Here is a 20,017-nt window from a genome sequence, read left to right as displayed (position 1 = left end):
CGTGATAACGCTTCTTATATTTAGGACTTAGTTGCTTGATTCATCTGATTTTTTAATGCCATTATTTTCTTGTCAACTTTTGCTCTAAACCAAAATCCTTGCAAATAATGAAAGCGTATACCACTTAAACCATCTAAAATGCCAAGCTTAAAGAATATACGGTAGCAAAAGTATAAATACGGACGGAAACCTAAAGGCAATCTCCACCAAATATTTTTAAACCATGCTCTTTTTTCATCCGGACTTCCGAATAGCGATGGTATAATTAATTGATTTCTAGTTTTTTGTCTGCGGTCTATTTCTTCAATGGCAATCAAATCGCTGTATCGCTCATGTTTTTTATACCAAAAATTAATATCGTACTCTTTCAAATTATCTTCCAGTAAATAGCCGTTTTTCCAAATTATGGTTTTGCCTGAAACGATAAATCGATGATCCATATTTTCATTCAAATCAGAATATCCATTCCCTGTTCTGAACATTTTTAAAAGGTAAAAGGGATAATAACCCCCAAATCTTATCCATTTACCCTGAAAATAATTTTTTCTGTTGAAGTAGATTCCATTAATGCCTTCGTAATTTTCATTTCGAAAATCCTTAAGCTGCTGAAATAATGCTTCGCATACAATTTGGTCTGCATCTAGCCCGATAATCCAGGGCGTTGTTATTTCAAAGTTTTTGAGCGCAAAATCCCACTGTTGTGGATGATTAATAAATGCATTGGTTTTAACCTCAGCCTTGTAATCATTAGCAATTTGAACCGTATTATCTGTGCTTCCGCTATCCAGAATATAAATTTGAGCACCTAACGCTATAATGGAATTCAACAGCCTCGGCAAATGAATCTCTTCATTAAAAGTTAAAATGATAAAACTAAAATTTCTATTCATTTATGTATATTTTAGTTTTCACTTTCTATTCTGCTATTTCGGGCTTGTCGAGGTATCGCTAACTTTCTCATGCAGAGCGTCGAAGAATTTATAATTAAGTTTTCGCCTTTCAGAATTGTCATCTTGAGCTTGTCGAAAGAACTTTAATTTAGTTGTTACCTTCCGAATTTGTCATTCTGAACGTAGTTGAAGAACACTTTCATAAAATTCCAAATACTTTCCAACCAAAAGCTGATCATAAAATTCTTTCCTGATTATTTCTGGTGCAATAACGCGAATATTTTCTCTTTTTGAATGATGCTGATAAGATTCACTTATCTTAACCGCGATATCTTCCGGATTTAAGTTGCAAATCCATCCAAGTTTATTGGCTTTTACGTAATCTGCCAACCCAACCTTTTCACTCAGCAAAACGGAGGTGCCAACGCTCAAACTTTCGATGACTACATTGGCAAAATTTTCATTGTAGGAGGGAAGCACCAGTAAATCATGATGAGCCATTATAGAAAACTTCTCATCATTGCTCACCTGACCAATCCATTCAATACGTTCAGCCAATTTTAAGCTTTTCGCTTTTTGCTTTAAACATTTAACATAATCCTCATCACCAGTACCGGCAATTGTAAGGTGATAACCAAATTCAGTTGTCGCCAGTGCTTCAAATAAAAGTTCTAAACCTTTTTTTTCTTCTATTCGGGATAAGAACAACAGTTTGAATATAGAGGTATTAACCTTCTGCTCCACTACAATTTTTTCGCTTTCCTCTGCTACCTGTTCTTCCAAACTTAATACCTGATACTTATTACCTGACACTCTATCCTTACCTTTTACTACTATCTCTTGCACATCCACCAGATTGGCGATAACCATAATGCTCTTTGGCTGAACAATTTGAAGCACATCGCTTTTCTCCTGATCGCTGGTTGCATGAACATGGCAATATTTTAGTAATTTTAAACCGATTAATCTATGTAATAATTTCTTTGAAATCGAACTTTTGTTGTTTAGCGTATAACGAGTAAGCATCCCTCTGGGTGATAATACCACAGGGATTTTATACCATTTAGCAATTAAACAACTTAATACAGAAACTAAATTCCACCAGGCATGAATATGTATAATTAAGTTGTCATGCTGAGCTTGTCGAAGCACTTTTCTCAATCCCCACAACAAGCCAGGCGAGAAATGACTATGATCCTTTGTCCATCTTTTAAAATATGTAACCAAGACACCATCTGCCATTATCGGCGTTTCAATGTCAACATCTAACTCAGTTTTTCCATTTGCTATAGTAGTGTAAACTTCAAGCTCAACTTTTTGCCTCAAGCTTTCTACGTCTTGCGCTCCACTCTCTGCCTCTAACTTTCTTCTTTCGGCACTCTGCGCTCCGCCCTCTACTTTTAACTTTGAGCTTTCCACTTTCCACTTTAAGCTTTCCACTTTCAACTCCAAGCTTTCCACTTCTTGCGTTTTGCAGTTCACCAATGCCTCACACAATTTCGCTACCGACACAATCGGTCCGCCATAGATGTAGGCAGGTTTGTAAGAAGGCGTTATATGAAAGATTTTCAATTTATATTCTTACTAAAATACCTCTGGCTTTTAAGATAGCCTGCAGAATGATTAAGGTTATAAAACTCCAGAAAATAGCACTTATTAAAAATTCAAAACTATTTCCACGCCATAAAATTTGAAAGAGTCCGGCGAACATAACTGCTGTTCCCATGAAATAGCCTCCAAACCAGATTTCTGAAATTTGAGAAATTTTTTGAGCAATAAATCCGTACAGAAATAAGCCAATTATAATACCGATTTTACCGTAAGATAGGTAGCAATCTACAATATATGCAGGTTTTGCAGATACAAGCGATATACGATCGACAACCCCGGCGTTGTAAACCCGAGTCATAACCAACTGTTCTACATCAGGCTTTGCCAGCCAAAAAAACCTTGGTATAATCATTTTCAAAGCATTTTTTGCCAGCTCTGTTTTATAATAAGGCATGAAATAGGGCGTCGAATTTGTGTACCGGATAAACATGTCAATTTCAGAAAGCCGCCCAACTAAGAAAGCCCAGTTATCATCTTGAAGCTCATCAATTAAATTATCATTATTAATAATGTTATCAATGCTTTTGTTTCTTGCGGTTGCAACATCAGTACCTTCTGCAACCATTTGTCTGAAGTTTCCGATAAATGTTGGTAAAACAAAAAATAATGCAATTAGTATTGCTCCAAATAGCGGAATAATTTTACGGCCATAAACGGGTAAAAGGAACACGCCCAATAATAAAGTGGTTATGATTACAGGCTCTTTAAAACCCGAAGATAGCGCTGCAAACATATTCATTGCAAATAATATTGCGGAGGCCCACAAGTTAACACGTTTACGTTCGCGTATTGCAAATGCCAATGCAATGGTGCCGGCTACAAAACTTAAACTGCTCAATTGAACGCTGAACTGGTTTAGTCCTCCAACTTTTCCTGTTAAATATCCTAGAGGCAAACAAAAAAATGAAATACCTAAAAGCAGGTTACTCATAGAATTTGTGTAAATCCGATAATGCTGTTTTAAGGGATAACGCATTGCAACCAAAATGCCATTTACTAATGCTGCGTGTCCTAAAACGTACAAGCGCTGGCAGTTAGCGATAGATTCGTAAATATTAAACGGTAGTAGATTTTTATTGCCAACATAGGTAATATATTCATAGCCCAGCGTATTTAAATAATAGAATATGGATGTGCAACTCATATAACCGGCAAAAACAATCTGCATAAAAAAAACCGGTCTGAGCAATTGTTCTATTATAGGTAAATCTGAAGGTAATTTTTTAATCACCTCTTTGTAGCAGATAATAAAGATGAAGAAAGAGCCTAGCCATGCAATTAAGTATGAAATGTGGGCATTCTTGCTAAATGCATAAGCAACAATAAAGGGGATGTACAGGGTTAAATAATGTAATAGCTTATTAGATTGCATGAAGTGCGCTTAGTATTTGATTGATTTGCTGTTCGAAATTCCAATCTTTAATTTTTGCCTTGCTTTGCAGGCCCATTTGTTTAAGTTGAGTTTTGTTGCTTACCAAGGCCGATAATTTAGATATAAAATCTGAATGATTTGCAGATTGAAAAATATCACCTGTCTTTTTCGGTTCAATTAAATCTGTAGCGCAACCCACCTTATCTGATACCAAAATAGCTCTCCCGGCAGCCATAGCTTCATTTACGGCCAAACCCCAGGTTTCATTAGGCCCTTGCGAGGGTAAGCAAAATAAATCACAAGCCTGATAAACCACTGGCATATAACTCTGATTCTGAAAATCCATAAAATGAACAGTTGTATAATGGTCATCCTGAGCGTATCGATGGGCCTTCTCCGCTTTCAACTTTTCTTCCAATTCCCCATTACCTACAAACAACAAATGAGCATTATTAATCCTTAAATTTAAAAAAGCCTGCAGTAACAATTTTGGATTTTTCTTTCTTTCAAATTTTCCGGCAAATAGAATTAATATATCGTCGTCATTTAGGGCTAAGCTTTTTCTCAAAAGATTGACCTCCTCTTTTCTATCTATAGAGAATCTCGCATTGTCTATAGCATGGGGCGCAAATACTAGTTGCTCTTCCTTTAGTCCAAATTCTTTAAAATAGGCTTTATTTGCTTTACCTACGTAAAATAGCTTGTCGACATGGCTGTAAACCCATGTTAATAAAACTTTTCTAGCTAAATTTTTCCATAAAGGTTTTGCGTCCAATAAATGACTATCACCCCTAAACCATACAGGAACTTTTCCTTTAAAATATTGCAAAACTTTTAGATGGCTATGATAAGCCCAGCCATAAACTAATAGTGCGTCTGCATTAAAGGTATTTATATTTTGTATAATTTGAGGATTCTTAATTCCATTGTAGTGATGGGTTCCTAGCTGTTTAGCCGTATTCTCCAAAAACTCATACTGGTATCCATCAAGTAAATCTATATCCCATTTTATGGTTCGATTAAATCCACTATCGAACAAGCCATTTTCAGTCTCTGAACCAAGCGTATAAAAAACTTTTAGATTACATTGTTTTGCCAAAAGTTTAAACGCTGGTGCATAATATTGAATGGGGTGGGTTGTGATAATGGCTAGATTTTTCAAAATTAGTACTTATTTGGAATAGCCAAAACTTCTAAACTAGATAAAGCTTCATCGATATTTAAATCAGACCTTATTCCATAACCATCTATTTTGTATAAGCCATAATTAAGACCTATTAAAAAATGTAAGATGCTTTTTGAATTGGTATTTAACTTCGATTGGTATAAATCATCATATTCAAAAATGATGATGGGCATCATGCTTTTAATGGATTCCATCAATCCTTTCAGAACCTCTAACTCATAGCCTTCCACGTCAATTTTTATAAAATCTACTTTGGTAATTCCATTCGTTTTTAAAAAATCATCACCCTTAACACATTCAATAACAGTGTTTTTTATTCCTGATTCTAAAAGATTAAATGCTCCCGGGTTAGTTTTATTCTCATCGATATGAATGTTTAAAGATGAGTTGATATCTCCTAAAGCTTTGTTTACGGTGATAATTTGAGAAAAGTCGTTTAGCTTCAAATTTTCTTGAAGTGCATGGTGATTAATAGGGATTGGTTCAAAGGCGAATACTTTCCCCTGTTTGCCCACCAACTCTGCAAAGTACATTGTATGAAAACCAATGTTAGCACCAACATCTAAAACGATGTCGCCTTGCTTAATTAAATTATTAAATTGAGTTTTTAAGTAAGGTTCATAGTCGCCCATGTAATAAATGCAAGCATCTATGTAGTTTTTTGTGTTTACAATTATATTAAAATTACCAATGATTGGTTTAGTTGTTCTCGATACTACCCTTAAAAATTTGTTTGCATACAACCATGAAAATATTCGGAACTGACCTTTGAATAGTTTTCTTCGAAGGATGAATAAAATTATTTTGTTAAGCAAAACTTAGGGAATTATATTGTTTCATTGAAAAGACTAAAGCTTTTACCACTTTTTAATCTACCGTAAACAAAATCAATGTCTCTAATGTAAATTGTGTTAAATGTGCCAAATGTTTCAAGTTTATTTAATATCCTGCTGAATGGATTATAGCTGTAAGGTGAAAAAGAGTTACTAATCAATTTCTTATGTATAAATTCCTCTTTATAGCCATATCTTTCTCCGCTTCCATTTAGTTCAATGACGATAGCCTTTAGATTAGAATTTTTAAGCACATCAATTGCACCGTTTAGTACCTCTGTTTCGTAACCCTCAACATCAATTTTAATAAAAATGGGATTTAAGCTTGCATAATCATCAAGTTTAATAACCTCAACAGAAATTTTGTCTAAGTCTTTTGCAGAAGCTACATGATTTGTAGTGTCTTCATTAGCAACAAAATCCAGTTTGCCAGTTTCATTACCAACTCCTTTATTAATAAGTTTTACTAAATTATACAGTTTGTTTAGGATGATATTTTGCTTTAATATTTCGAAAGTTTGAGGAACTGGTTCAAAAGCAACAGTTCGTGATTTGCAAACACCTGATGCTAACAATGTGTAAGAGCCTACGTTTGCACCCACATCAAAAAATGTATCCTCAGGGCGTAGGAAATGTAGTAGAAAGCCCATCTCATTAAATTCATGTAATCCGGTGTAAATATTTCCGGTTATACCTGTCAAACCTTTCTTAGCAAAAAAGTAAGTATCATCCAAAAAATTAATTGGCTGCAAATCTTTTTTCATTCTACTTTTAAATTGCCAGGAAAAAAATCTAATATAGGCTCTTAAAAGATGTTTATTTGCTAGCGGATGCTCATGAATAAATATGAATGTGCGTTTTAGTGCCCCTAACATATAACTGAATTAAAAAACTCGACTTGTTCTTTTGCCATAATCTCAGGTGTAAACCGTATTTCGTTTATACAGGATATCCTGTTGTTCATTATCGTATCGATAAAATTATTTAATTCAGCATTTATATGTTGCTGGCTGTCTTTTAAATATGCTTTACATACAGTCGAATATTGTGTTAAAATAAGATTCCCTGGACTCATAGAATTCAATAAGGAAAAGATAGGTTTGTTAGCTAAAATATAAGTGTAAATTTTCGAGGGTATATAATTAACCTCGTCAGATCCAACAATTAATAATCCATCGCTTAATCTTAAATGTCTTAAAGTATTAAAATAACTTAGTCTATTAGTAACTTCAATAACTGATTTATCTACTCCTAATTTTTTAGCGATGGGTAATACAGAGTTTACTCCAGTACCCTTTGGTGCGTAACTTGTCCCTAGAAAGTAAAAAACAACATTTTCTTTCCATTCGGTTGGTAAAGCTTTAAATGCAGTAAGCATTTTGGTAATACTCTCAACCATAATATTTCCAACAACTCCGGCATATAATATTTTTATTTTTTTTTCATCAGTAAAATAAACTTTATCATTTACTTCGTCTGCTATTTGAAAGTCTTTGAGCTCCGCACTAAAAGGTATTACTTTTGATTTGACTTCACTTAATGAAGTATATCTAACTTTAATTTCATCGATGTAACCTTGTGAGACAGCGATTATACCAGATACCTCTCTCATGGCCATTGGTTCCAGAAATTTATTTAATCGGTAAGAAAACCAATATTTTTTTGGTCTTTCGGTTTTAGGTTTATTTTGATAATATTCAGTATGCCAAGGGTCTTGCAAGTCAATAATGTAAGGAATTTTAAATTTTTTTTTCCAATAAGAACCTAAAATACAAACCAGATATTGAGTAGTTGAAAAGTAGATTAGATCATAATGGTTTTGTTTTAAGAGCAGATCAACCTTCAACTTAAAATACCACATTGAGCGAATTGCAATACTCCCAATGCCAAATTTAGTTGTAACATTTTTTGGAAATGCCTTAACTTTATGTATTTTAATGTTCGATGGGATAGTAATCCTAAAAAGATTTTCTTTATTTAAATCTGTATATTGCTCATCAACGCAAACAATTTCTGCCTTCCATCCTAATCTTTCAAAATATGGTAAACTCATTCTTACGCGTTGCATATCAGCAGCATTGTCAGGAGGGAAATATGGAGAAATGATTAATACACGTTTCAAATTTAATTTTTATCTAGGCCTTACATTTTGGACATAAATTCCAAATATCTCGTTTCAATTTCTTCGATTAAAAGCTTTCTATAATCCAACCACTGATATTTTTTTGCTTTTTGAATAACTAATTCGCTCATTTTTGGTAAAATAGATTTATTTTCTAGAATCCAAAGCATTTTTTGGGCGAGTGCATCCTCATTACCCGCATCTATTATAAACCCATCTTTATCATCTTCAATTAAATCATATCCAGCAGAATTATTAGTCGTCAAAACAGGTACTCCTTTAGCCATGGCTTCTGTAATAACCATCCCAAAACCATCTCCTAAGGTTGGAAAAACAAGTAGGTCAGATTCACCATAAATCCCATTAAGCTGGTCCTTATTCACAAATCCTCTATATTCAATATTTGGAGGTAAATTAGATACGTATTCTCTTGGCAAAGAAACAGTGCCAGCTAAAATTAGCTTAGCATTAGTAAGATCAGAAAAATATTTTCTCCACACATTTATCAAGATATGAGTGCCTTTTGTCAAACTAATTGACCCGATGCAGGTAAATGTGAACCTAGCTGGTAGGATATTTTTTTTACTTTGCTGATTCGTCTCAGGATAGGCTAGCGGAATTTTAAATATTTTGCTTCTGTTAATTCCGGCATCAATTAACGTTTTCATCGTGAATGTGGAATTACAAATAATTAGGTCAGCCAATTCATATTCTTTATTTTTTCTTTCGTTTCTTTTTTTTATGCTTTTAAATGAAATTTTCTCAATATACTTAGAGCGCAGAGAAGGATATAGTTTCAACTGATTTTCAACTATATTTTTGTAATGGGAGTGATGTTGACTTACTTGCTCTAAAATTTTAAAACAGCCAAAATCTTTAGCTCTATTAAAAGTAAAAAGAGCAGCGTGTTCATAACAGTGAACAATTTTTACTTCTTTGTCAAGCTTATTTGATACCCACTTATCGAAGCTCAATTCCGTCCATTCCCAAATCGTATCAGCAGCTGTTAGGCTTAGGAACTTTACAGCCAGTAACCTAAGAATTTCTTTGTAAGGATATAGCCTTATTTTTTTTTGCGGGATTTCTGAAAAATACCTGTTTTTTAATTTCACTCTTATAAATGAAAATATTTTTAGAAAAGATTTAACAGTTTTATTTTCGGGATGAACAACCAAAGTGGTGAACATATACTTTAAAATCCCAGCTTCCTCATAGGCTTTTAAAGTTTCTGTACTAAATTTGCCAACACTTGGTGAAGAATGATTTACGACGTTTTTTACAATATTTATATCCGAAGCTTTATTCAATCTCAATTTGTTTTATTACTTCAATTAACTTTTCCTTCTCAATTGTCCAATTGAAAATTTCCTTTGCAGCATTTTTAGAAGCACGCTTAGCATATTCTAATTTTTCTTTATTTTCTGCCCATTTTTTTAGTTCGCCTAAATCTGAGTTATCGGCTAACATAATACAAGCATCTTTAGCCTTGTCAGTTACCCAATTTTGTCCTTTGGTTGGTGTTGCAATTATGGCCAGACCTGCACTAAAATATTGAAATATTTTATTGGTAATGCACATATCACGATTAATGGGGATTTTGTTTTCTAGGGCTAAACCGATGTCAAAACCTCGCAACCATAAATTTAATTTTTTAGGAGAGCATTGGTCATGAAATAGTATTTTATTTTTCCAGCTTACTGAAACCTCATCAAGTAATTGTGCCCGAATAAATTCATCACTTGTCCCTCTTAAATGCAGTTCAAATAAATCAGAGTTTAATAGTGCCAGTTTAGCGATAAATTCCTTTAAACCTCTATTTAAGCCAATCGTTTGAGAAAACCATACAATTTTAATAGGCGAAGTGTCTTTTGCTACCTTCGGTTGATTTAAATCTTCATACTCAAAAAAATTATTTATTGTGATAATCTTTTTAAATTCAAAGTGCTTAAAATAAGCATCGCTTATGAATTTACTTGCAGTGCTTATGTATTCAGCATCTTCTAAATACTTATTTTCAATAGCTTCAGCAAGATTATTTTGTATTCCATCACAAGTTTCCCTTCTATGATAATCCTCTGCATCGAATGCAAACTTAGTTCCATTATTTTTAGCAGCCCATGCTACTATAGGTAAAGCTTGCAAAGTGTGACCAATGTATAAATCTGCATTATGCTCTTTAATTATTTTTTTAAATTCAGTAAAGAATAGGTTTTCACTTAGTTCTCTGTTAAAATTGTTCTTTAACCAGAGTTTACGCCACAACCTTTTATAATTCAAATATCTCGATGAAATATCCTTGCTACCAAAGTTTATTGGATGGAATTTGACCTTATCAAGCTTTAGAATAATCTCTTCATCATAGGCTTCGAACTGAGCAATATGCTGTAAGAAAATCACGCTAACAATAAAACCAGCATCGCTAAGTGCTTCCGCCTCTTTAACTAATCTGGGATTTGATGCTAGGTGACTATTACTAATTAATGTTATTTTTTTTATAGACATTTTAATCTACACGTTTAGAATACAATCAACTTATTAGTATATAAATATTCTAATTTGGTTATGAATCTATTGTTATTAAGTTTTTAATTCAGATTTGTAGATAAGGAATTACATATAATCAATATTTATAGAATTTCCTGTAATTGGTTATGTTTTATCGTCTGTTTTAAGATTATAGACTGAGTCATTTAATAATTCATTAGAGCATTGTTCATAAATTTTTACATATTCCTGGGCACAGCCTGTTAAACTTAAATTTTCAGAAATAAATTCTTGAGGTGCAAATTTTTTATTCCTCAACTTTTCGATAAAGATTTCAAGAATTTCCGCAAATTCTTCTACCGACTTAAATTTTAAACCACATCTGTCGTCCCAATAAGGAACTGAAGAAACAGGTTGAAATTTTACTCTTTCAGGAAAATATGCCGGATCAATCCAAAACCCACCTTTATCCCAAGCCAATACAGGTGTGTTCGTTGCTAATATTTGTTGATATGCCAAGCCTTGAGTTTCATGCTCTCCCAAGAAAATTACTGCTTTGCAATAACTTAATTTTTTTAATAAATCTTCATGCTTATAATTTCCATAATTTATAGTTTCGAAACGGAATTTTTTTTCTTTTAACCTATCTAATATTGGATCTAATACAGATTGGTCTTTCTCCGCTCTATCCCATAATATTTTGTTATAAATTAAGAAATCAATATTTGGCTTTTTGCTTTTAATATTTGGATTCCATTTATCCATATCTATACCAACAGGCCAGGAGATAACCTTATCGCCGTAATAAGGCTCAAACATTGTTTTCATCCAGTTACCAGGTACTAATACTCTTTTAACATTTGGATACTCTTCAAATAAATTAGGGCAATCTACGGGATGAGAAAAAACACCTGCACCGAATAGAATGGGATTTTTGAATTTTCTTTCAAATATTAATTGTGATTTTCCTATAACGCCTACCAATTCATTGGGGTGCATTTTAGCGTACTTAAAGTCATTAAATCTGTAAGGAATTTTAAGTTTATCTAAACCTTTCATCAATTCCAAGGCAACCATCATTACACCGCCTGGTCTAAATTTCCCCCTAATAATTCTTCTAATTATCTGCCTTGGATAACGGTCGTATTTAATCCATCTATCAGGGTTTGGTTCTTGGTAAAACAAATTAATGACTTTGCTCATATTTAAAATTTCTTCAATTAATTATTCTTAACTAGATACTTTAATGTCTTTTTTAAATTATGAGCACTAATTTTGAAGATTTTTTTAATTGGCCCGAAAAAATATGCAAATCCTAAGCATTTATAGAAACCACAATCGGTAATATAGAATTTCTTAGGAAGATTTTCCCACTTTGGATAGCTAAAGTAAACCTTTCTTTTATTCATTACATAATGGAAATAGCCTAAAGTTTGTCCTTGATAATAAAGTTGATTATTTTCAAAAATGATATATGACCGGCTATCAAGATTCTCACAAATATGTGTTTTAAAGGATGCTTTTATTCGTAGCTCGTCATTTTCTTTTGTAATTAAATACGTGAAAGAAGAATTTGGTAATTGTATCTTTTGTAAGCCATTCCAAATCGCTGAATTATGCCTCGTTTCATCAATTCCCTCATATTGGTCACTTATAATTAGCTCATTAAAATCCACTAATTTTTTGAATAAATGATTGTTATATAAAGTATTTTTTATTAAACAAAAAGAACCTGATAAAATTTCTGCTCTTAATGAAATGAAATCGTAATTGTTTTGTAATTCATTACATATTTTATTTTCTAAATCTCCGTAGATTAAGTCAATATCTCCATAAGCCCAATAATCATATTCAACTATATATTCCTGAAATAGTAATCCATAGGTGGGCTTAAAATCACATAACTTATAAGAGTTTGGCAATTCATAGTCCAGAATGTTTAATTTTTCACATATTAAATTTGAAATTTGCTTTAAGCTACTTTCTACAAATTTAACATTAGGCGGATATTTTTTTGGAATTTCATTATCTGTTAGAAACAGGATATTTAACCACTTATTGTAATAGCAGCTTTGAATGTATAAATTTAAATATTCTGGCCAGGGACCAAAATACGGTATAATCAATAAAATCTTCTTACTACTCACTTTGATTTGGTGAAGTAATGTTTTTTAATATTAATAAGAGCTCATTTGAATTATTATATAGTTCTATACTATATCCTCTGTCTTTCCAAACTTCCATGTCACCTAAATTATTAGCAATTACAGGCAAATTATAGTTAAAAGCTTCGTAGAGTACATATGGTCCGGTTTCATACCATATCGAAGGGATACAGAGATAATCGACCTTACTGTAAAAATCTTGAATTTCATGCTGATCTAGATTATAAGACCAGAAAACATTTGATTGTGGTTGTGATATATCTTGCATTTTAATAATGTAAGGATCATCCACATTTTCTACTATAGCTGCGATGTGTAGCTCTAAGTTAGGTTCATTTAAATTAATAAAAGTTTCTAATAAAATGTGTACTCCTTTTTCATAACAAATCCTACCTGCATAAGCTATTTTAGCTTTTCTTAATTTTTTTATTCCTGATGTTATAAGTGCACTTGTATTTTCCGTAATTTCAGATTGCTGTATCATGAACAATTTAGATTCATCAATACCATTTGCTATAAAAATCCTCTTCTGCCAATAAGTAAATATAAATATCTTATCGCACAAATTATTTAGGCTTTCAACGTTTTTTTGTTTCTGTTTAACGATTGTTGAGATAGATTTTGGATAACTTAGACCTTGAACAAAACTAGTTATTATTCGAGCAAAAGGTGGTGTAAAACCTTTTTTGCTTACGTAGCATGCCATGCATCTATTGTTAGAAATTTCTCCATCGCAAGGTTCCTTTCCATACAACATTAAATCTCCATGAATACAAGTAACTGAAGGTACATGGGCTGTAAAATAAATAATTCGATTAAGAGAGATAGCAACTGCAATATGATGTATACTAAATGCTGTGGTGAGAGAATGAAAGTGAATAAGTTCATACTCTCCTTCTATCAATGTTTTATAAAAGTTATTTAAATTATTTGACGGTTTTAAACCAGATATTACATCTTTATCTGTATCAATTTCATTGGATATTACCTGAACATTTATGCCTTCGTAATTATAGCTCCTTATGTCTTTTGGGGCAATTGTTATTATATCAACTTCATTATTGTCGATAACTAATTTTTTGCTAAGTTCCAAAACATATTTTTCTGTTCCACCTTTACTGTGTGGGTAAAAATATTCTGTTACCAAAGCAATTTTCATGAATTAATCGCTCTTTTAATTCCAGCCACTTTTTCTGCGCTTTTGTAGCCAATAATCTTTGATAGTATGCGCAACATTCCTTTTTCAGGCGGTAAATAATCCGGTTCAATTTGAAGCAGAAATTCAATGGCTTCTTTTGCTAAACCTTTATCCAAAACACTCAGCCGGTTAATGCAATGCCTTAAAGATTTTATAATTGCCCTTTTTTTATCAATACTAATATCAACTTTCCATACTGCATAAACAGCTTTAGTGTTTTCATACAAATCCCGTACAAAACTCAAATCGTTTTTTTTTGATAATGAATTTGCCTGACCGGTTCTATATTGAGCCATATTTCCATTTGTATAAACAAATTTTCCTGTTGCAATTGCTGCATCTAAAAAATATCTTGCATCTTGTATCACAGGTAAATTTTCGTTCCATTTTAACTGTTCGCAAATGCTTTTGGAATACAATATTGCAGCAGGAGGGCACCAGAAATAAGTAAAAAGTGCGATTTCTAAGTCTCCTTCAATTTCGCGTTTGATGGTTTCAGAGATAATTGTTTCATTATTTTCAGCTCTGAATTTTTGCCAATCACCGTAAGCTACATCAGCATTATGTGTAATTAAAGCTTCTAATTGCAGCTCAATTTTTTTTGGTTTTAGTAGATCATCAGCATCTAAATATTGAATATAATCTCCTTTTGCATGTTTAAAACCGAAGCTGCGGGCATGGCTAACACCTTTATTTTCTGTAGATAGTATTTTTACAGGATTAGAATATTTTTCTAGAATACTTAAAGTGTTGTCTGTAGAACCATCGTTAACAACTATAACTTCTAAATTCTTGTAGGTTTGAGCATAAACAGAATTTAAAGTCTCAACAATTGTTTGCTCAGCATTATACGCGGGAATAATTACGGAAACTAATTTCGCTGAGCTAGCCAATCTTGAGTTATTTTTAATGCTTCTTCAGTGGGTATTACAGGCTCCCAACCTAAAATTTCTTTAGCCTTTTTAGAAGAGAATTCACTTTTCGTATTGCCAAAAAGTTCATTTAACCAGATAGGAGGGTTGAAAGGTTTCTTAGTATCTTTTCTCAGATTTTCAATTCCGTTATCATGCCATTCAATTTCACGTTCACCGTCCAACTTGTTTCTAAATTTAGGGATGCTTTTGAAAATCACTTTTTTCAAACTTCCTAAAATGGGATGTTGATTTATTAAAGAAACAAATTCATAATTAGCCACTAAATAGCGGGCAATCTTTTTAAGGTTTGTTTTCTCTTTAAAAGTTTGTGAAAGTAAACTTTTTGTATCCAGATTTTCTATCTGTTCAGCCTTATCTAATAATAACGGACGAAGAAAATTTCTCCAGGTTATTGTATCATCATTAATAATAAAATTTAAACCATGTGCACTTTTTACGCTCAAAGATTTTTCGATGGCATCCAACAAATTATCAATGTAAACAATGTTTGCTTTTCCAATGCCGTTATCAATCCAGCAAAAACGATTTGAATTGGCAAGTGTTAATGGTAGCGTAGTGTATGTTTTGCCATTTGGCCCATAAACACATGTTGGATTTAAAACAATAATTCTGGTCTTTTTTTGAGTTCTGGCAAATTGCAAACACCAATCTTGCATTATTTTTTTTGATTTACCGTAATCTCCACCGGCAGGTTTTCCATTAGAATTTTCATCTACAAAACCATCAGGAAAACCATAAACATTCATTGTACTCAGTACAACAACGGCCTCCGCACCTTGTTCGCATGCGGCTTTTACTACGTTTTTTGTAGCTTCAACATTAATATTGTAAGCGTTTTTACCATCTGTGGCGTAAGCTAAATGGACAATAAATTTCTTCCCTTTAACAATGTTGAGTACCGTTCCATAATTTAAAAGATTAACTTTTGGTAAATCAATATTGAATCGGGCGATTGCTGCGCAGTTTTTGTACCCTCTAACGGGTACAGTTATGTTTTGGATGCCTTTACTCCATAAACGTTCAGTTAATGCGGTTCCAATAAATCCGGTACCTCCGGTAATTAAATAACTATCTTCAATTGTATTTACTGAAGCCGTTTTTCTATTTTTATATGCCCATTCAATAAGCATAATCCCCGCTTTGGCATCTGCAACTTTTACAAGAGATTTATCATTGGTTGCAAACTTTATCAGCTGCTCAACAAAACAGGCTTCAAATATATATTGTAATGATGAATCACTAAACGCATTATTTACACTTATTACATGCACAATGTCATCAGCTGAAGAAAAAAAACAACTTTTGAAATTATCTTTCTCCATCCAAAGTTTTCCGTTTGCACCGATAATTTCAAAAGTATTTTTAAGCTTTTCAGTTCTCGAAAGTTTTAGAGAAATCTCTATCTCCGCTTCATTTTTTAAAATATAATCAACGTTTGCTTCAACTCCGCCTTCACAATCATCATCGTATTTAACGGGTTGGAGCACTCCAAAAAGGTGATAGATTAAATCCAGATAATGTACGCCCATATCGGCTAATACGCCACCGTTTTTTGGATCGAAAACCGCATAACTATCGGCAACCCAGGCATAAGAATTACCATCTTCAATATTAACTTGTTTTATTCTACCCAAAAGATTTAAGCTCTCATTAAGGGCAAGATATGATGGCATATACCGACGGACCATGCCAGTGTAGACATTTCCGTTTGTTTCAGCCTCAAGCTCAATTATTTTGTCGCATGCTGCGGTAGTCAGTACGAGTGGCTTCTCACATAAAACTGAAATGTTTTTAGCAACACATAATGCTATCGCTGTTTCATGAAGATGATTTGGCAAAGTGATAATTGCGTAATCATAATTCACTTTTGTCTCTGCTAAAAATGCTTCAAAACCAAATTGTATAACATTTAATTTTTTTTCCTCAAGTATTTTGAAAGTTTCAGGGTTTGGCTCAATAATGGTTATCGAATTAAGCAAGCCAAGATGTTCAAATGCTTTAAGATAGTACGCTTGCACTACTGCACCACCACCTATAATCAGCCACTTCTTATCCTTCATTTGACTAATCTTTTGAAATTCATGCATCTTTTTTCTATTAAGTTCCAGCTTAAATATGCTAAACCAAAGGCTATTGGCAAAGTAATCAAAAATAATATTATAGGTTTGAACTCATGGCTAAAGCTTATTAAAATCGTTTGAATAACCACGAAGTGGTAGATATACAATCCGTACGAAACATCGCCAAACCGCTCAAGCGATTTTATTGGTAGGTGTGTAGTTAGCCAAAGTAAAATATAGAGTAAAAAGAACGGATGTAGTGGATAATGCGGATTATACTTCAAATCCAGTAGCCACAATGCAGTGCACATAGCAAATAATATTTTCGAATCTGGAATGTGTTTTTTGAAAAGAAATCCAATTGAACCGACTAAAAAGTAATAAGGTAAAATAGCCACATTTGCATTGGTGTAAAACTTTAAAAAGAATGTGCATTTACATTCGTCTATCCAATAGCAGGCAATATAAGATAGTGTAAAAATTATTAATACCCATTTCCTTTTACTTAGTATTCCAAATATACCACCAATAGCTAATAGAATATAAAAAAGAAACTCCCAGGATAAAGTCCATAATGAACCATTCAACGATTTTTCTCTTAATTGAGCTGTGAGATTTGCAATATCTGGTTGATTGATAATCAGCAACGCGTTTCTAAAAATATATCCAAGCATTTGGCTTAAAATATTTTGACTTAAACTTTGTCCTTTCAGAATGATAATTAATGGCGTTATAATGAAAGCTGTAACCAGTAAACAAACTAAGAAAGCAGGGAAAATTCTAAGTATCCTGCGCCACACATAATTTGTGATGCTCGTACTATTTAACCAGCTCGAAGTAATTAAGAATCCACTCAAAATAAAAAATCCATTCACACCCAAAGCACCAAAACTAATTGAGCCAATTCGGCTGAGTGGGTCTACACTACCTACAAGCACATAACTGTGCTGTACGATTACGAAGACGGCTAAAATTAAACGGATAAAACCAATAGCATTATCTTTGGAATTGTAGCTTTCTTCGAATGATTTAGGAAGCATATAAAGCAATATGTGCCTTCGCCCAATTATTTATATTCATATCGTTGCCAACTCTCGAAAATAATGGCTCGTAATTAAATTTCTGCCATTTTTGCTCTAAAATATAATCTGCTAATTCATCTTTCGTGTAAGCAATAACATCATTAACTAAGAGCTCATTTACGCCTTTGGCCGAACGGGCCAACACAGGTACGCCGCAAGCCAAACTTTCTGCTACGCATAAACCAAACGTTTCAATTTCGCTTAAAGAAATACTACAATCACTCAGTTGGTAATAGGCTGCCATAATTTCCTTATCTGAAGTTGCTGGCAAATGCATTTCTGTTAACCAACTATTTAATTTATTAAATCTTACAACATCCCCGGTGAGTTTTGTAAGATAGATTTTGCGCTCTGAATTGTAGCATTCTGCTAATCTGGTTTTTATTGCTTCGAACCAGCTTGCCCCTTTTTTTTCGTCTTCCCATCGCCCTTGCGGAAATAGAATTACATCTCCATCTACAGGGATATTATATTCTTTTCGGATATTTTCTTTACCAATAAGTGCTTTACTAAAGTTAGAATTTACGGCGTGAGGTATGGTTGAAATTCTTCCATCAAGAGTGTTAATATAGGCTTCATTTTCGCTTTTTATCCATTTAGATGGAGATACAAAATGAATTTTATGTTGTTTGATGAAGTTTCTTTTTTGCTGATGAAGGTATGGAGTGTTATCCCAATTTAGTTTTGGATATTCTTGTAATTTCGGGCAATGATGGCAATTGCTAATGTACCTATCACAATCAATCGGGTGGATGCATTTTGCAGTTAAAGGCCATAAATCGTGCAGGGTCCAGAAAACTTTATTGCCTTTTGCCAATTTACTTATTAAATCGAAAGAGATTTGCGCAACATGTGTTACATGGATATGAACTATGCCCGAATAATTGTCGAGTATATTGGGCGAAACGAATTTATCTATAGGATTTATCCATCCTGGTTTAGCAAATAGGTTCTCAAGCTTTAACAACCCTTGTTGAATTCTGCCAACTATACCGCCAAATCTTCTATAACCATTACCTTCCAGAAAACCCTCCAATTCAGCGCTTGATAAAACAGCGCTATTAATTCCTTTTTGCTGTAAAGCGCCATGTAAATTCAATGCCGCAATAGTACCTCCGCTATTGTCTTTGTTGGAAATGATGTGCAGTACTTGCATCAAATTGTTTGTATGTAACGATACGCTTTATACCTTCCAATAAATTCTGCATATATCAATCTTGATATTAAAAAATTGAAGTGGAGTAAGTTATTAACATAATGATAAAAGAACTCGAATACCCTTGGCTTTTTAGTTGTAGACTTGTATTTGTAATCTAAAAGCGCAAATGAAAAACTTATACCCATATAAAGCCTTATTATATATTTTTTTGTTATTCTATTTGCTGTTATGTAGTGTTGCAACTTTAAGTTTGAAAACTGCCCAACATGCAAGTTGTTGCTAAGAGCAAACCAAACTAAATCTGTGTCTCCTCCCGATGATAGAGCTTCACCAATTCTATCTACTAATTTAAACCTATAATCACTAAAATAAGCGTTAATGAACTCTTTTCTTACATACATACCGGCCCCACAAACAAAACTTTCAACTTCCATAGAATTTGATATCATTACATTTTTTTTTCTTTCTTCGATATTAAAAATTGCACATAAATATTGATATTTATAGAACCATTTTTGAGGTTGTTTTTCAAAGACAGGATTAGATATTCCGCAACCAAAAATTTCTAGATGCGGATATTCATTTAGGTTTTTTAAGAAATTAATGATATAATCGCGTTCAAGCCAGTTATCATCATCACAAAATAATAACCAGTCGTAATTTGCGACTTGACACCCTCGTTTCCTGGCATTATACAATCCTGGTCTTGATTCATGAACGATATGATAATCTATATTTTTTGAATATCGATTAAGTTCAAGTTCAGCCACTTTGGATGTTGCATCTGTGGAACAATTATCAACGATGATTATTTCTATCTGAGATTCGATATTTTCAATTTTGGAAATATGCTCGATAGTTTTAGGCAAACGCTCTGCGCTATTGTAGCAACAAATGATTATAGAAATATCTGGCAAGAT

The 20,017-nt window shown here is 32.9% G+C and carries 17 protein-coding genes; all 17 read right to left on the bottom strand.

The genetic code is table 11. The features are described 5' to 3' along the window. Nucleotides 1–20: 20 nt before the first annotated feature. The 17 genes from LUA90_RS04015 to LUA90_RS03935 all read right to left on the bottom strand — a co-directional run bounded on the left by LUA90_RS04015 (nucleotide 21) and on the right by LUA90_RS03935 (nucleotide 20,014). Nucleotides 21–890, bottom strand: a complete 870-nt coding sequence (locus LUA90_RS04015) for a glycosyltransferase family 2 protein (RefSeq protein ID WP_231490292.1) — start codon at nucleotides 888–890, stop codon at nucleotides 21–23. Nucleotides 891–1,061: 171 nt separating this feature from the next. Beyond that, nucleotides 1,062–2,462 carry an XrtY-associated glycosyltransferase XYAG1 gene (locus LUA90_RS04010; protein WP_231490290.1) on the bottom strand — a complete coding sequence of 467 codons (1,401 nt, stop codon included), beginning with the start codon at nucleotides 2,460–2,462 and terminating at the stop codon, nucleotides 1,062–1,064. Between the two features lies 1 nt (nucleotide 2,463). Further along, nucleotides 2,464–3,873 (bottom strand): exosortase Y-associated Wzy-like protein, encoded by a 1,410-nt coding sequence (locus tag LUA90_RS04005; protein WP_231490289.1) that lies wholly within the window; start codon nucleotides 3,871–3,873, stop codon nucleotides 2,464–2,466. After that, nucleotides 3,863–5,035 (bottom strand): glycosyltransferase family 4 protein, encoded by a 1,173-nt coding sequence (locus tag LUA90_RS04000; protein WP_231490287.1) that lies wholly within the window; start codon nucleotides 5,033–5,035, stop codon nucleotides 3,863–3,865. The genes LUA90_RS04005 and LUA90_RS04000 overlap by 11 nt, the downstream gene beginning before the upstream one ends. Nucleotides 5,036–5,037: 2 nt before the next feature. Beyond that, a complete protein-coding gene (locus LUA90_RS03995; protein WP_231490285.1) occupies nucleotides 5,038–5,802 on the bottom strand; it encodes an FkbM family methyltransferase in 765 nt (254 codons plus the stop codon). 83 nt (nucleotides 5,803–5,885) lie between these two features. Then, nucleotides 5,886–6,656, bottom strand: coding sequence for an FkbM family methyltransferase (locus tag LUA90_RS03990; RefSeq protein WP_231490283.1), 771 nt, complete (start codon nucleotides 6,654–6,656; stop codon nucleotides 5,886–5,888). A 104-nt stretch (nucleotides 6,657–6,760) separates the two neighbouring features. Further along, entirely contained in the window at nucleotides 6,761–8,014 is a 1,254-nt protein-coding gene (locus LUA90_RS03985; protein WP_231490281.1) for a hypothetical protein, read from the bottom strand. Nucleotides 8,015–8,034: 20 nt separating this feature from the next. Further along, entirely contained in the window at nucleotides 8,035–9,321 is a 1,287-nt protein-coding gene (locus tag LUA90_RS03980; protein ID WP_231490280.1) for a glycosyltransferase family 4 protein, read from the bottom strand. Beyond that, complete coding sequence (locus tag LUA90_RS03975) at nucleotides 9,314–10,516, bottom strand: hypothetical protein (RefSeq protein WP_231490277.1); 1,203 nt, start codon at nucleotides 10,514–10,516, stop codon at nucleotides 9,314–9,316. The genes LUA90_RS03980 and LUA90_RS03975 overlap by 8 nt, the downstream gene beginning before the upstream one ends. Before the next feature lie 147 nt (nucleotides 10,517–10,663). Beyond that, the gene (locus LUA90_RS03970) at nucleotides 10,664–11,557 is read right to left on the bottom strand and encodes a glycosyltransferase (RefSeq protein ID WP_231490276.1); all 894 of its coding nucleotides are present in this window, start codon (nucleotides 11,555–11,557) and stop codon (nucleotides 10,664–10,666) included. Nucleotides 11,558–11,718: 161 nt separating this feature from the next. After that, complete coding sequence (locus LUA90_RS03965; protein WP_231490274.1) at nucleotides 11,719–12,645, bottom strand: DUF6625 family protein; 927 nt, start codon at nucleotides 12,643–12,645, stop codon at nucleotides 11,719–11,721. Next, entirely contained in the window at nucleotides 12,638–13,822 is a 1,185-nt protein-coding gene (locus LUA90_RS03960; RefSeq protein WP_231490272.1) for a glycosyltransferase, read from the bottom strand. The genes LUA90_RS03965 and LUA90_RS03960 overlap by 8 nt, the downstream gene beginning before the upstream one ends. Further along, nucleotides 13,819–14,754: a glycosyltransferase gene (locus LUA90_RS03955; RefSeq protein ID WP_231490270.1), complete on the bottom strand. Its 936-nt coding sequence runs from the start codon at nucleotides 14,752–14,754 to the stop codon at nucleotides 13,819–13,821. The genes LUA90_RS03960 and LUA90_RS03955 overlap by 4 nt, the downstream gene beginning before the upstream one ends. Further along, nucleotides 14,733–16,856 (bottom strand): NAD-dependent epimerase/dehydratase family protein, encoded by a 2,124-nt coding sequence (locus LUA90_RS03950; protein ID WP_231490268.1) that lies wholly within the window; start codon nucleotides 16,854–16,856, stop codon nucleotides 14,733–14,735. The genes LUA90_RS03955 and LUA90_RS03950 overlap by 22 nt, the downstream gene beginning before the upstream one ends. Continuing rightward, nucleotides 16,853–17,896 (bottom strand): acyltransferase, encoded by a 1,044-nt coding sequence (locus tag LUA90_RS03945; RefSeq protein WP_231490267.1) that lies wholly within the window; start codon nucleotides 17,894–17,896, stop codon nucleotides 16,853–16,855. The genes LUA90_RS03950 and LUA90_RS03945 overlap by 4 nt, the downstream gene beginning before the upstream one ends. After that, nucleotides 17,886–19,094: a glycosyltransferase gene (locus tag LUA90_RS03940; protein WP_231490265.1), complete on the bottom strand. Its 1,209-nt coding sequence runs from the start codon at nucleotides 19,092–19,094 to the stop codon at nucleotides 17,886–17,888. Before LUA90_RS03940 ends, LUA90_RS03945 begins: the two co-directional genes overlap by 11 nt. Next, nucleotides 19,094–20,014 carry a glycosyltransferase gene (locus LUA90_RS03935; RefSeq protein WP_231490264.1) on the bottom strand — a complete coding sequence of 307 codons (921 nt, stop codon included), beginning with the start codon at nucleotides 20,012–20,014 and terminating at the stop codon, nucleotides 19,094–19,096. Before LUA90_RS03935 ends, LUA90_RS03940 begins: the two co-directional genes overlap by 1 nt. Nucleotides 20,015–20,017 lie beyond the last annotated feature (3 nt).

Origin of the sequence: Pedobacter sp. Leaf170, from assembly GCF_920984665.1 — a bacterium.
GTDB lineage: Bacteria > Bacteroidota > Bacteroidia > Sphingobacteriales > Sphingobacteriaceae > Pedobacter.
Note: the sequence above shows the minus strand (reverse complement) of the source record. Positions and strands in the feature narration are given on the sequence as shown.

Excerpts from the sequence above, each read along its gene's own strand:
- LUA90_RS04015 (WP_231490292.1), bottom strand. The coding sequence starts at position 890 with ATGAATAGAAATTTTAGTTTTATCATTTTAACTTTTAATGAAGAGATT.
- LUA90_RS03975 (WP_231490277.1), bottom strand. The coding sequence starts at position 10,516 with ATGTCTATAAAAAAAATAACATTAATTAGTAATAGTCACCTAGCATCA.
- LUA90_RS03990 (WP_231490283.1), bottom strand. The coding sequence starts at position 6,656 with ATGAAAAAAGATTTGCAGCCAATTAATTTTTTGGATGATACTTACTTT.
- LUA90_RS03940 (WP_231490265.1), bottom strand. The coding sequence starts at position 19,094 with ATGCAAGTACTGCACATCATTTCCAACAAAGACAATAGCGGAGGTACT.
- LUA90_RS03970 (WP_231490276.1), bottom strand. The coding sequence starts at position 11,557 with ATGAAAGGTTTAGATAAACTTAAAATTCCTTACAGATTTAATGACTTT.
- LUA90_RS04005 (WP_231490289.1), bottom strand. The coding sequence starts at position 3,873 with ATGCAATCTAATAAGCTATTACATTATTTAACCCTGTACATCCCCTTT.
- LUA90_RS03950 (WP_231490268.1), bottom strand. The coding sequence starts at position 16,856 with ATGAAGGATAAGAAGTGGCTGATTATAGGTGGTGGTGCAGTAGTGCAA.
- LUA90_RS03960 (WP_231490272.1), bottom strand. The coding sequence starts at position 13,822 with ATGAAAATTGCTTTGGTAACAGAATATTTTTACCCACACAGTAAAGGT.
- LUA90_RS03945 (WP_231490267.1), bottom strand. The coding sequence starts at position 17,896 with ATGCTTCCTAAATCATTCGAAGAAAGCTACAATTCCAAAGATAATGCT.